Genomic DNA, 12,031 nt, shown 5'->3' with positions numbered 1-12,031 from the left:
GTAACACTATGAAAACACGTGCACAGGCCGCTCTCGTTATTCAACAGGTGCTGGATCAGGGTCAATCCCTTTCCGCTGTTCTGCCTGCTGCCCAGGAGAAGGTTGCGCCCCGCGATCGCGCCCTCCTGCAAGAACTCTGCTATGGCACCCTGCGCTGGCTACCCCGCCTCGACGCTGCGGTGGGCGAGATGATGGACAAGCCACTCAAGAACAAGAGCCGCATCTTCCACTATCTGATCCTGGTCGGCCTCTATCAGCTCATCTACACCCGCATTCCGGCTCACGCCGCTGTGGCCGAGACAGTCAACGCCGTCAAGCTGCTCAAGGGTACCTCCTTGCGCGGCCTCATCAACGGCGTGCTGCGCAACTTCCAGCGCAGTGCCGAAGTCATATTGCTGCGCATCGACCGCGTCCCCAGCATTCGCCTCGGTCACCCTGAGTGGCTCACCAAGCGCTTGCGTCAGGCCTATCCCGAAGATTGGGAATTCATCATGGAGGCCAACAATCAGCGCCCCCCCATGTGGATCCGCAACAATAGCCAGCGCCAGGGCCGCGAGCAGATGCTGGCTCGCATGGCCGAGGTCGGCATCAATGCGGTTGCCGGTCAGGAGGGCGAAGATTGCATTCTGCTGGAACGTCCCTGCGACGTGACCAAGCTGCCCGGTTTCGTGACAGGTGACTGCTCGGTACAGGATGGTGCGGCGCAACAGGCCGCCCGACTGCTCGATCCGCAGCCGGGTGAGTGGGTGCTGGATGCCTGTGCCGCTCCCGGTGGCAAGACGGCTCACCTGCTTGAGCGTCAACCCGCACTGGCTGGCGTAGTGGCTGTGGATGCCGACGAGAACCGCCTCAAGCGGGTGCAGGAGAACCTGGATCGTATCGGCCTCCAGGCCCGGGTGATCCATGGTGATGCCAGCACCCCTGAGCTGTGGTGGCCACAAGGCCAGTTCGATCGCATCCTGCTGGACGCCCCCTGCTCCGCAACCGGTGTCATCCGTCGTCACCCCGACATCAAGTGGTTGCGCCGGGATCAGGACATCCGCGAGCTGGCCGAATTGCAGCGCCGTATTCTGATCTCCCTCTGGTCGAAACTGAAAAGCGGCGGTACTCTGCTCTACGCTACCTGCTCAGTGCTGCCGGAAGAGAACCGCGAACAGATCCGCGCCTTCCTGGCCGCCACGCCGGATGCAACCCTGGTGCCGCTGCACGCGCAGGACACACCAGATTGTCCGGGCCGCCAGTTCCTGCCAGGCGAAGCCGAGATGGATGGCTTCTACTACGCCAAGCTGATCAAGCAATAGGCAGAGCAGTGGCCATGATCATGAGGGGGGCTGGTTGACAGCCCCCATTACTGCGCAACATCGAGCACGTTTTCCCTATGAAGATCACCATGTTGATGACTGATCCCTGCCATATTGCCAGCGCTAACAACCCATCCTCGTCCCATGAGGGGTCCCTATGAAGATCATCATTCTGGGCGCAGGTCAGGTCGGTGGCACCCTGGCCGAGAACCTGGCCGGAGAGAACAACGACATCACCATAGTCGATACCGACAGCGACCGTCTGCGGGAGCTGCAGGACAAGTTCGACCTGCGGGTGGTGAATGGTCACGGCGCCCACCCCAGGGTACTGCGCGAGGCGGGTGCACAGGATGCGGACATGCTGGTGGCGGTCACCAACAGCGACGAAACCAACATGATCGCCTGCCAGGTGGCCTACTCCCTGTTCAACACCCCGAACAAGGTGGCGCGCATTCGCTCCCCGGCTTATCTGACCGAGCGGGACCGGCTATTTTTACCGGAATCCGTGCCGGTGGATCACTTGATAGCGCCGGAACAGCTGGTCACCGACTATGTTCGCCGACTGATCGAATATCCCGGCGCCTTGCAAGTGGTGGACTTCGCCGGTGGCAAGGTGGGTCTGGTGGCAGTCAAGGCCTACTACGGTGGCCCCCTGGTGGGCAATGCTCTCTCCACGCTGCGGGATCACATGCCCAACATAGAGACCCGGGTAGCGGCCATCTTCCGCCAGGGTCGCTCCATACGTCCGCAAGGCACCACCATCATAGAAGCGGATGACGAAGTGTTCTTCGTCGCTGCCGCCGGTCATATCCGGGCCGTCATGTCCGAGCTGCAGCGGCTCGAGAGCCCCTATCGCCGCATCATGATAGTCGGGGGTGGCAACATAGGGGCCGGTCTCGCCCGTCAGCTGGAGAAGCGCTACAGCGTCAAGCTCATAGAGCGCAACCAGAAGCGGGCCGAGCAGCTCTCGGAACAGCTGGAGAACACCATCGTCTTCTGTGGTGATGCAGCAGATCAGGAGTTGCTGGCCGAGGAGCACATCGATCAGATCGATGTCTTCATCGCGGTCACCAACGAGGATGAGGCCAACATAATGTCGGCCCTGCTTGCCAAGAAGATGGGTGCCAAGAAGACAATGGTGCTTATCCAGCGCAGCGCCTACGTGGATCTGGTGCAGGGCGGCTCCATCGACATCGCCATCTCGCCCCAGCAGGCCACCATTTCGGCCCTGCTGACCCACGTGCGTCGGGCCGATATCGCCAACGTCTACAGCCTGCGCCGCGGGGCGGCAGAAGCCATTGAAGCCATCGCTCACGGTGACGAGAACACCTCCAAGGTGGTGGGCAAGACGGTGGGTGAGCTCAAGCTGCCGCCCGGCACCACCATAGGTGCCGTTGTTCGTGGTGATGAAGTGCTGATCGCCCACGATCGCACCCAGATCCAGCAGGATGACCATGTGGTGATGTTCCTGGTGGACAAGAAGTACATACCGGAAGTGGAACGGCTGTTCCAGCCAAGCCCTTTCTTCCTGTAACCGACCCATGCCTCAAGTCAGCACAACCCAGATCCGGCATCGCCTCCCGAAGGGGATGTCCGGATCTCTCGTCACTCAACGATCAGGTTATTCTGCATGATCAAGCTGCGTCCTATCATCTTCACTCAAGGGCTGGTGCTCTCCAAGCTGGCTCTGTTCATGTGGTTGCCAACCCTGCTGGCCCTGTTCACAGGCTCGGAGGGATTTGTCGAGTTTCTTCAATCCGTGCTGATCACCCACGGCGCCGCTCTGCTCTGCCTCCACTACGGCCGCAAGGCAGAATTTCACCTCGGGGTGCGGGAGATGTTTCTGCTCACCACCTCTGTCTGGCTGGTTGCCTGCATCTTCGGGGCACTGCCCTTCGTCTTCATCAATCACATCGGCTTTGTCGATGCCTATTTCGAGACAATGTCTGGGGTGACCACCACGGGATCCACAGTGCTCTCAGGGCTGGATGGCATGGCTCACAGCATACTGTTGTGGCGCTCCACCCTGCAGTGGCTGGGTGGCGTTGGCTTTATCGTGATGGCGGTGGCGGTACTGCCCTACCTCAACGTGGGCGGCATGAAATTGTTCCAGACCGAGAGCTCGGATTGGTCTGACAAGAGTGCCCCCCGCGCCAAGACAGTGGCCAACAACATAGTGGTGGTCTATCTGGTGCTCTCCATGTGCTGCTTCCTCGCCTACTGGGTGAGCGGCATGACACTGTTCGAGGCGGTCAACCACGCCATGACCACGCTCAGTACAGGCGGGTATTCCACCTCGGACCAATCCATGTCCCACTTCTCCAATTCGGCACACTGGATCGGTACCCTCTTCATGTTTCTGGGGGGGCTGCCCTTTCTGCTCTATGTACAGAGCCTGAGCCGACGTGACCACAGCCTGCTCAAGGATGCCCAGGTACAGGGCTTCTTCTGGCTGGTGGTCTGGATCACAGTCGTCGTCACCTTCTATCTGTGGATCAGAGACATTTACGGCTTCATGGATGCCCTGCGCATCAGCAGCTTCAATATCGTCTCCGTGATCACCACCACCGGCTATGGCCTCGGCGATTTCGGCACCTGGGGACCGCTCACCAGCGTGCTGTTTATCTTTATCATGCTGCTCGGTGCCTGCTCCGGCTCCACCTCCGGCGGCCTCAAGATCTTCCGGGTACAGGTAGCGTTCGCCCTGTTCAGAAAGCAGATGCGCCAGCTGATGCATCCCTCCGCCGTCTTTCCGCAGAAGTACAATGGCCGCCAGGTCAACGACGCCATCATTCGCTCCATGATCTCCTTCGTGCTGGCCTACTTCGCCATCATATTGCTGATCGCCGCCCTGCTCGCCACCATAGGTCTGGACCCCCTGACCGCCATCTCGGGCTCCATCACAGCGGTGGCAAACGTGGGTCCCGGCATGGGCCCCGTCATAGGCCCCAGTGCCAACTTTTCCACCCTGCCGGACTCGGCCAAGTGGATATTGTCGTTCGGCATGCTGCTGGGGCGCCTCGAGATCCTGACAGTGGCCGTGATCTTCTTCCCCTCGTTCTGGAAGCAGTAATTCCTGCCAGGATAGCGAGAACACAGAAAACAGAAGGGCAGCCCTGCGGCTGCCCTTCTCCATCTCATGATACTGACAAGACTCGGTGTTATTCGGCCGGATCTTCCCGTTCCAGCGCGCGGTTGACCAGCGCCTCGGGCAGGGGTTTGGTCACCTCCACCCCCAACTCACGGAAACGCTCGACCTGGGCGATCAGGTTGCCACGGCCGTTGACCAGCCGCCCCATCGCCTTGTCATAGCTCTCCTGCGCCTTGTGAAGGCTGCCCCCCATCTGCTGCATCTCTTCCACAAACAGCCGCAGCTTCTCGTAGAGGCGTCCGGCTCGCTCGGCAATCTGGCGGGCATTCTGGTTCTGCCGCTCGTAGCGCCACAGGTTCTCTATGGTCCGCAGCGCCACCATCAGGTTGGTGGGGCTCACCAGCAAGATGTTGTTGTCGAGCCCATAGCGTACCAGGGAAGGGTCGGCCTCCAGCGCGGTGAGGAAGGCAGGCTCCACCGCCACAAACATCAGCACATAGTCGAGGGTACGCACCCCGGGCAGCTGCTGGTAATCCTTGCGGCCCAGCTCGCGGATATGGTTGCGCACCGAGGCGACGTGCTCCTTGAGCGCTACCGCTTTTTCCAGAGCGTCATCGGCGTTGTACCAGCGCTCGTAGGCGGTCAGCGACACCTTGGCGTCTATGATGATGTCTTTCTCTTGCGGCAGGTGGACGATCACGTCGGGCTGATAGCGCTTGCCCTTGTCCAGCTCGATATTGACCTGGGTGTGGTACTCGTGGCCCTCACGCAGACCGCATTCACTGAGGATGCGGGCCAGCACTACCTCCCCCCAGTTACCCTGCTGCTTGCTGTCCCCCTTGAGGGCGCGGGTCAGGGCTGCCGCCTCTTCGGTCATGCGGGCGTTGAGCTCGGCCAGACGCTCCAGTTCGAACTTGAGGCTGTGGCGCTGGGCCGTCTCCTGGGCATGGGTTTCTCCCACCTGGCGACGGAAGCCTTCCAGCTGCTCTTTCAGCGGTGTCAGCAGCAGATCCAGACTGTTCTGGTTCAGGTCGCGAAAGTTACCCGAGTTCTGCTCGAAAATACGATTGGCGAGGTTTTCAAACTGCTGGCTGAGACGCTGCTCCCCATCCCGCTGCAGTTGCAGCTTCTCGGCTGCGGCCAGTCGCTCGCTGCGCAGGGTGGCTTCGGCATCCTTGAGGCGGGCGGTGAGCTTGATGAGCAGGTTCTGCTGCTGATCCAGCTTCTGCTGTCCCTGCATCCGCTCATCCTGCAATTCGTCGAAGCGATCCTGCAGCGCCTGATGGCGCTCCTGGGTCAGCAGCAACTCCTGCTCCTGGGCGCTGGCAAAGCGGCGCCCTGCCAGCCAGCCGACACAGAGGGCGAGCAGGGCTGCCAGCAGCGCCGGCCCCCAGGTCGCCAGCGCGATCATTTACGACTCCGCTGACGCAGGAAGAGCTCAAGGTAACGGTTGAGCAATAGCCAGAGCAGCACGTAGAGGAGGTAGGCGGCCAGCACAACCCACTTGTGACTGTTAACCCCGGTATCGAGCTCGGCGAATTCGATCCCCTTGATGCGACAGTAAGCCCACATCAGCAGAGGGAAGATATACAACAGAGAAGCACGCCACAAAAATAACCACATGAGTTCATTCAATCCCGCAAAAAGACCCGCCTAGCTTACACAAGGGCAACCCGGCTTGCGATCCTGCCCACCGCTATTCTCTGGCTTGCCAGCAGAAACTTGGATAAAATTAACCCCTAATAGGTATCAGGGGTGAGCATGACTCATTATTTCCTCCGTTGGCTGACGCAAGGTTGGCAAGCTTCTCGCCCCGCCCCCGTGGTTTGCCATGAAGCTCGCCCGCCATGGGCCATCGAAGAGTCCCAGTACCTCTCCCTCTGTACCCGTTGCGGCGAGTGTTTCAAGGCCTGCCCCAACGGCCTGCTCAAACCGGCCAGTCAACCCGAGTATGAGGGCACCGCCATCGCCGGCACCCCTGTGCTGGATCTCGCTTGCGGCCAGTGCAGCTATTGTGGCAGCTGTGCCAGAGCTTGCCCGACCGGCGCCCTCGATCTGCAATGGGGGCGCCAGGTGCAGACCCGGGTTCAGATTGAAGCGAGCTGTCAGGCACGACAGGGCTTCTACTGCCTGCTGTGTGAAGATGCCTGTCCCCAGCAGGCGATCAAGGCCACCAGCGATGGGGTGAGCGTCAACATGGCGGCGTGCGATGGCTGTGGTGCCTGCGGTCTCGCCTGCCTGCACGGCGCCATCACCCTGATCCCCCAGCTTTGACCTTTGACCCCCCCCCAGAACCCCGTCTTCAGCACTGAAACCATATTCACCTGCTACCAGACGCCAGAAAGCACAAAGGGGCCCGTGGGCCCCTCATGGTCTGACACTGGCTCTATGCCATGGCCAGAATGGAGTCGTGCTCAATGCCGAGCAGGTGGCAAAGACGAGTGGGATCCCGCACTGCATCGGCCAATGTGTATTCCCCCAGCACCTCGAGGAAGGCGTTCATGGCGCGGCGCAGAATACCCTGAATACGACAGCCACCGGAGAGGCGGCAGTTCTCGCGCTTGCAATCCACAGGGCAGAGCACGTGTTCCATGTCCATCACCACATCACGCAGGTTGATGGAGACGGCGGAGCGACCGAGGCGGATGCCGCCATGCTTGCCGCGTACCGTCTCTATGTACCCCTTGATGCCAAGCTGATGCACTATCTTGACCACGTGGTTGCGGGAGATGGCAAAGGTATCGGCCACCTCAGTGATGGTCGACAGGCGATCTCCCGGCTGAACCGCCAAAAAAGTCAGGGTACGCAGGGCATAGTCGGTAAATCGTGTCAGTTGCATGGTCGCACTTGCCTCTTACTACAAGCTGGAAATCAGGACGACAACCTAAAGCTAAGAGGCGGGACAGCTCTTGCGCCCGCGCAGAGTCCGCATCTTAATCCGAGTCGTGGAATGACAAGGTTAAGAGCAGCTCAGGCGGGTGTCGATGAAGATGCACATAAATCGACACTTTCTTTGATTGATCGCAAACTTGCAGGCTGGCTCCCGGGTTTGAGGGGTTTTGAGCGGCTAACTTCGCCGCGCCATCCCCAAGGCCGGCGCGGATAGGCGTGCACCACACGACTCCTGCTGTGTGGATTCAATGGGGCTGCTTGAGCCAGTTTTTCAGCGCTGTGGAGGGAATTGAGCTCTCGGAGGCAACCGCGAAGGCGCCCCAGTCAACCGCGCACTGCAAGGCATCCTGGATCGCCATGCCTCGCGCCAGTCCGTGGATCAGGCCACCGGCGAACGCATCCCCCGCTCCCGTGGTATCCACCACTGACACGGGCCGCGCCGCGACCCGGATCTGCTCCTCACCATGGATGGCCACGGCCCCTGCCTTGCCTTCGGTCAGCACCAGCCACTCCAGCTGATCCCCGGCCAGTTGACGAGCATGCAGCCAGGGGTCGCTCACCTCGCCGAGATCGGAGCGGGAGGCCACCAGCACGTGACAGGGACGGCGAGCCTGCCCGCCCTTGGGATACTGGGCCACCACGAAACTCTTGCCGAGCATCTGGCGCATATAGCCTGTGATGGCGGTGCCGGGATAGTTCACGTAGAGACAGTCCACTCCCTCCACCGGCAAGTCGCCAGGCAGGTCGGGGCGACGCGGCCGCCTGAGGATGGTGCGCTCGCCGGTGGAATCCACCAGGATCAGCAGTTCCCCTGTTTCGCCCCCGAAGCGCTCCACATGAGAGCAGTCCAGCCCGTAACCCGCCGCCTGCTCCAGCAGCCAGTCACCGGCCTCATCCAGCCCGATGCGGGAGGCAATGGTCACCTCGTGGCCTGCCCATACCAGCCCTATGCCGGTATTGGCAGCTCCGCCCCCCAGCCTGCTGCCCTGATCCACGTATTGCAGACGGGCCCCGGCCACCAGGGGTTCGGAGAGAGAGAGCACATGATCACAGTTGAGATTGGCAAGCAGCAGAATGCGGGACATGGAGAAGCCTCACTGACAAGGGACCCCAGTATATGAGAAAGGGCCCTGACGGCCCTCCCTGAAATCGCGGGGTTTGTGAACCAGCTCGACGTTTGCCGGCAGGGTTCACACCGGCTGCGTCACGCCAGCACGGATTCGGCGCTGACGTACTCATAGCCAAGCGCCTGGGCCACTGCCGCCTGGGTGATCTTGCCCTTGAACACGTTCAGGCCGGCCCGCAGGTGTTTGTCATCCCTGAGCGCCTGGGCGTAACCCTTGTCTGCCAGCGCCAGCACGAACGGCAAGGTGGCATTGGTCAGTGCGAAGGTGGAGGTACGCGCGACACCGCCCGGCATGTTGGCCACGCAGTAGTGAATGATGCCATCCACCACATAGGTCGGCTCTTCATGGGTGGTGGGGTGGGAGGTTTCAAAGCAGCCGCCCTGATCGATGGCCACGTCCACCAGCACTGAACCCTTGCGCATCAGCTTGAGCATGTCGCGGGTCAGCAGCCTGGGCGCCGCCGCTCCCGGGATCAGCACGGCGCCGATCACCAGATCCGCCTGGGCGATGCAGGCTTCGATATTGGTGCGGGTGGAGTAAAGCGTCTTGAGGGCCGGGCCATAGAGGCTGTCCAGCTCCCGCAGGCGCGGCAGGGATCGATCCAGAATGGTGACATCAGCCCCCAGACCCAGCGCCATGCGCGCCGAGTTGACGCCCACCACGCCGCCCCCCAGCACCACTACCTTGGCAGGGGCCACTGCAGGCACACCACCCAGCAGGGTGCCATTACCCCCCTGCGCCTTCTCCAGACTGTGGGCGCCGGCCTGGATTGCCATCCGTCCCGCCACCTCGGACATGGGTGCCAGCAGCGGCAGACCGCCACGCTCGTCGGTCACCGTCTCGTAGGCGATGGCCACCGCCCCCGAGTGGACCAGCAGCTGGGTCTGCACCGGATCCGGCGCCAGGTGCAGATAGGTAAAGAGCAGCTGACCGGGGCGCAGCAGTTCACACTCCTCCGGCTGGGGCTCCTTCACCTTCACTATCATCTCGGCCCGGGCGAATATCTCAGCCGCACTCGCCACCAGCTCAGCACCGGCAGCCTGGTACTCAGCATCGGACAGCCCGATCGCCTCGCCCCCCTGCTGTTGCACCAGCACAGTGTGTCCCCGGGCCGCCAGTTCCTGCACTCCGGCGGGAGTCATGCCGACCCGGTATTCATGGTTTTTGATTTCCTTGGGTACGCCAATAATCATGCTCGCTCTCCTGCTGTGATCCCGCCGGTCGCCCTTTCGCTACCGGGCAGGATGCCCAAAAATTGTAACAACCACTGCATCATGGTGGCCGAATCCACCTCCCCCTCCAGCGAAGAGAGGCTGCTCTGATAACGATCATCGGACAAGAAGTCCCGCCGCCGCTCGATCAGCGCCCGGTTGTACTCCACCGAAAACTCCGGATGCCCCTGAATGGCGACTATGTGGTCCCCCTGCAAGAACATGAAGTTGGGACAAAAATCGTTGCCAGCCAGCCGGGTCGCACCGGGTGGCAACAGGGCCACCTGATCCTGATGGCTGGCCAGGATCCGGATCTGATCCAGCCCGGGCTGCATCCAGGATCCGGTCGCCAGCATGGGGTGAACCGAGACCCCCCGCCCCCCCCCCCGTCCCCTTTACACATCTCCCCGCCCCCCCCCACCCCTTGGTGGATTTCACCACCTCGCCCCCCAACGCCTGCGCAATCACCTGATGGCCGAAGCAGACCCCGGCCAGCTTGACGTCGGCATCGTGGGCCAGCCGGATCCAGGCGCGCAGTGCCTGGATCCAGGGCAGATCGCTGTAGGCATCGTGCCGCGAACCCGTGATGAGCCAGGCATCACACTCTTGCAGATCGTCCGGCAGCTCGCCATCGAGCGCCGACCAGATCCTGAACTCCAGCTCGGGGGCCAACGCCCGAAAGCCCTTGATAAACATCTCGGAGTAAACGGGGCCAAAATGATCCGCCAAATCGGGATCCAGCCGGTCACAATCGAGAATTCCCAGTCGCATCTGTTACTCCTTCAACAGGGATAGCGGGGCACTCCGGCAGCGTTTCACCACCGGGCCATGCCTGGACTAGCTGCTGCATGGTTGCTTACTTCATGGTCGGCATGGAGAACTCGGCACCGGCCCGCAGGCTCTGTGGCCAGCGCGCCGTTACCGTCTTCATCCGGGTATAGAAGCGCACCCCATCCGGCCCGTGCATGTTGAGCGGCCCGAAGATGGACCGTTTCCAACCCCCAAAGCTGTGAAACGCCATGGGCACGGGAATGGGGACGTTCACCCCTACCATACCGACCTGAACCCTGGCAGTGAAGTCCCGCGCAGTATCGCCGTCGCAAGTAAAGATGGCAGTGCCATTGCCATACTCGTGCTGGTTGATGAGCCCGAGCGCTGTCTCGTAATCCGGGGCCCGCACTATGGCGAGCACGGGGCCGAAAATCTCCTCCCGGTAGATGCGCATCTCGGGGGTTACCTCGTCAAACAAGCTGCCACCGATAAAGTAGCCTTCCCCGTGACTCACGCCGCGACCATCCACTCGCAGCAGGGCGCCCTCGGCCACCCCCTGATCCACATAATTCCGCACCTTGGCCAGATGCTCACGGCTGATGAGAGGCCCCATCTCGTTCTCCGGTACCTGACCCAGGCCAGGCCCGACCCGTAGTGCTTCCACCAGCGGTGCCAGCTTGGCAACCAGTGCATCGGCGGTCTCATCCCCCACCACCACAGCGACCGAAATGGCCATACAGCGCTCGCCCGCCGCCCCATAAGCCGCCCCCATCAGGGCGGAGACCGCCTGATCGAGATCCGCATCCGGCATCACCAGCATGTGGTTCTTGGCGCCGCCCAACGCCTGCACCCGCTTGCCGTGGGCCGAGGCGGTGGCATAGATATATTCGGCGATGGGAGTGGAGCCCACGAAAGAGACGGCGCCGACCCGCGGATCGGTCAGCAGCACATCCACCACCTCCTTGTCGCCGTTGACCACGTTGAGCACACCATCTGGCAAACCGGCCTGCTTGAGCAGCTCGGCCATGCGCAGGGAGAGGGATGGATCCTTCTCGGAGGGCTTGAGAATAAAGGTATTGCCGCAGGCGATGGCCACCGGGAACATCCAGAGCGGCACCATGGCCGGAAAGTTGAACGGGGTTATGCCGGCGCACACCCCCACCGGCTGCATCATGGAATGGCTGTCTACCCCCCGGCCCACATTGAGGGAGTGCTCCCCCTTGAGCAGATGGGGAATGCCGCAGGCAAACTCCACCACTTCCAGCCCCCGGGTCAGCTCACCCTGGGCATCGGAGAAGACTTTGCCATGCTCGCGGCTGATGAGCTCCGCAAGCTCATCCCTGTGCCGCTCCATCAGCTCTTTGAAGCGAAAAAGCACGCGCGCGCGCACCAGCGGCGGTGTCAGGGACCAGTCGGTGAAAGCACGCTCCGCCACGGCGATGGCCTCGCCACATTCGGCGGCGGTGGCGAGTGTCACACTCCCCTGCTGCTGGCCGGTGGCCGGGTTGAAGATGGCACCAAACCGCTCGCTGTGACTCTGTTGCAGCTGGCCGTCGATAAAATTGCTGACCCTGTATGTCATATATCCTCCATGATGAGTAATCCGCATTCCCCTGCGGGCCTACGGGCCGGGCACAG

The 12,031-nt window shown here is 61.7% G+C and carries 10 protein-coding genes and 1 pseudogene; 4 read left to right on the top strand and 7 right to left on the bottom strand.

Features of this window, described 5'->3' with window-relative positions; all coding sequences use genetic code 11:
• The first annotated feature begins 8 nt into the window (after positions 1 to 8).
• From rsmB to AACX78_RS00865, 3 genes are all read left to right on the top strand, one after another.
• Positions 9 to 1,301: a 16S rRNA (cytosine(967)-C(5))-methyltransferase RsmB gene (gene rsmB / locus AACX78_RS00875; protein WP_159165134.1), complete on the top strand. Its 1,293-nt coding sequence runs from the start codon at positions 9 to 11 to the stop codon at positions 1,299 to 1,301.
• A 157-nt stretch (positions 1,302 to 1,458) separates the two neighbouring features.
• Positions 1,459 to 2,835 carry a Trk system potassium transporter TrkA gene (gene trkA, locus AACX78_RS00870; RefSeq protein ID WP_005319933.1) on the top strand — a complete coding sequence of 459 codons (1,377 nt, stop codon included), beginning with the start codon at positions 1,459 to 1,461 and terminating at the stop codon, positions 2,833 to 2,835.
• 96 nt (positions 2,836 to 2,931) lie between these two features.
• On the top strand, positions 2,932 to 4,374 hold the full coding sequence (locus AACX78_RS00865; protein WP_021138664.1) for a TrkH family potassium uptake protein: 1,443 nt from the start codon (positions 2,932 to 2,934) through the stop codon (positions 4,372 to 4,374).
• An 88-nt stretch (positions 4,375 to 4,462) separates the two neighbouring features.
• On the opposite strand, the gene rmuC is transcribed toward AACX78_RS00865, so the two are convergent.
• Both rmuC and AACX78_RS00855 read right to left on the bottom strand, forming a co-directional pair.
• On the bottom strand, positions 4,463 to 5,803 hold the full coding sequence (gene rmuC / locus AACX78_RS00860; protein ID WP_159165133.1) for a DNA recombination protein RmuC: 1,341 nt from the start codon (positions 5,801 to 5,803) through the stop codon (positions 4,463 to 4,465).
• Positions 5,800 to 6,015, bottom strand: a complete 216-nt coding sequence (locus tag AACX78_RS00855; RefSeq protein ID WP_005319942.1) for a hypothetical protein — start codon at positions 6,013 to 6,015, stop codon at positions 5,800 to 5,802. Before AACX78_RS00855 ends, rmuC begins: the two co-directional genes overlap by 4 nt.
• A 138-nt stretch (positions 6,016 to 6,153) precedes the next feature.
• Between AACX78_RS00855 and AACX78_RS00850 the strand changes: the two genes are divergently transcribed.
• Positions 6,154 to 6,666 carry a ferredoxin-type protein NapF gene (locus AACX78_RS00850; protein WP_159165132.1) on the top strand — a complete coding sequence of 171 codons (513 nt, stop codon included), beginning with the start codon at positions 6,154 to 6,156 and terminating at the stop codon, positions 6,664 to 6,666.
• A gap of 112 nt (positions 6,667 to 6,778) precedes the next feature.
• On the opposite strand, the gene AACX78_RS00845 is transcribed toward AACX78_RS00850, so the two are convergent.
• The 5 genes and pseudogenes from AACX78_RS00845 to AACX78_RS00825 all read right to left on the bottom strand — a co-directional run bounded on the left by AACX78_RS00845 (position 6,779) and on the right by AACX78_RS00825 (position 11,975).
• Positions 6,779 to 7,231, bottom strand: coding sequence for an Rrf2 family transcriptional regulator (locus AACX78_RS00845; protein ID WP_005319948.1), 453 nt, complete (start codon positions 7,229 to 7,231; stop codon positions 6,779 to 6,781).
• Between the two features lie 298 nt (positions 7,232 to 7,529).
• Positions 7,530 to 8,369 carry a PfkB family carbohydrate kinase gene (locus AACX78_RS00840; RefSeq protein WP_159165131.1) on the bottom strand — a complete coding sequence of 280 codons (840 nt, stop codon included), beginning with the start codon at positions 8,367 to 8,369 and terminating at the stop codon, positions 7,530 to 7,532.
• 119 nt (positions 8,370 to 8,488) lie between these two features.
• Complete coding sequence (ald, locus tag AACX78_RS00835) at positions 8,489 to 9,604, bottom strand: alanine dehydrogenase (RefSeq protein ID WP_034523563.1); 1,116 nt, start codon at positions 9,602 to 9,604, stop codon at positions 8,489 to 8,491.
• Positions 9,601 to 10,393, bottom strand: a pseudogene (locus AACX78_RS00830) (glutamine amidotransferase-related protein). The gene ald and the pseudogene AACX78_RS00830 overlap by 4 nt, the downstream one beginning before the upstream one ends.
• A gap of 85 nt (positions 10,394 to 10,478) precedes the next feature.
• Positions 10,479 to 11,975 (bottom strand): CoA-acylating methylmalonate-semialdehyde dehydrogenase, encoded by a 1,497-nt coding sequence (locus AACX78_RS00825; RefSeq protein ID WP_159165130.1) that lies wholly within the window; start codon positions 11,973 to 11,975, stop codon positions 10,479 to 10,481.
• Positions 11,976 to 12,031 lie beyond the last annotated feature (56 nt).

Origin of the sequence: Aeromonas sp. 9A (assembly GCF_963900955.1) — a bacterium.
Taxonomy (GTDB): Bacteria; Pseudomonadota; Gammaproteobacteria; order Enterobacterales; family Aeromonadaceae; genus Aeromonas; species Aeromonas salmonicida.
This window is presented reverse-complemented; position numbering and strand designations above follow the sequence as displayed.